The sequence below is a fragment of the Mesorhizobium sp. M7A.F.Ca.CA.001.08.2.1 genome, from assembly GCF_003998455.1.
Taxonomy (GTDB): Bacteria; Pseudomonadota; Alphaproteobacteria; order Rhizobiales; family Rhizobiaceae; genus Mesorhizobium; species Mesorhizobium ciceri.
On the sequence record NZ_RZPW01001256.1, the window covers coordinates 1 to 938 of the forward strand.

Annotated in this window: 1 protein-coding gene and 1 pseudogene; both read right to left on the reverse strand. The window is 59.6% G+C overall.

The annotated features are described in order from the left end of the window. The coding region (locus tag EN914_RS36635) for an ABC transporter permease (RefSeq protein ID WP_407067838.1) at nucleotides 1–457 on the reverse strand (457 nt) is incomplete at its 3' end. Between the two features lie 107 nt (nucleotides 458–564). Next, nucleotides 565–938, reverse strand: a pseudogene (locus EN914_RS36640) (ABC transporter permease); the annotation flags it as partial.

Below are 938 nucleotides of genomic sequence, written 5' to 3' on the forward strand. Positions count from 1 at the left end.
GTGTGCCGCCAACTTTGACCGCGATGATGAGGACGATCTGGAACACCGAGCCGACGAAGATGACCAGCAGTTTTTCCAGCTCGCCGATGCCGGCCCACAAGATGAGCAGTGGGATGAATGCCGACGCAGGCAAGTAGCGGGCGAAGGAGACAAAAGGCTCCAGAAACGCCTCCACCGGCTTCCAGGCGCCCATCGCGATGCCAAGCGGCACCGCGACGACCGAGGCAAGCAGGAAACCGCCGAAGACGCGCCAGATGGTGATCAGAACGTCGAGCCAGAAACGGTCTTCGACCAAAAGCCGCCAGCCATCCCGCAGCATCGACAGCGGATCGGCGAGGAAGATGCGGTTGACGTGGCCGCCTAGCGTGATCCAAGCCCAGAAGGCCACGAAAAGCACGAAGAAGGAAATGCCGAGCACGGTTCGGATGCCCGGCGAGACGGGATGCAAGGGGCGCATCGTCAAATCGTCGCCATTTTCAAATGGTCCCCATGCTCAAATCGCGCTTTGTCCAAGAGAAGGCGGCAGCGCCAGGCGCCGCCGCTTGATGGTCAAAGGCCGAACGATCAGTTCGAAACCGCGCTGGTGTCAGCCAACGTGGTGACGTCGGGCGCTTCCTTGATCAGTCCCATCTGCAGCAGCAGTTCGCCAGCGGTCTTGGAAAAGTCCTGGAATTCCTTGGTGAAGAACTGTTTGTTCTCCGCCCGGTCGGCCCATTTCAGGTATTTCGCCGAATCCTCGAATTCCTTGGCCGACTGTTTCACGTCGGCACCCATGGTCTCGTAGGATTTCTGCGGATCGCTCTTGATCAGGTCGAGTGCATCAAAATAGCTGTCGGCCAGCGCCTTGGCGGCATCCGGATTGGTTTTCAGGAATTCGGGTGTGCAGCCCACCGTGTCGAGCACCATCGGGTAGTCGAGCGTCGTCGCCAGGATATGGC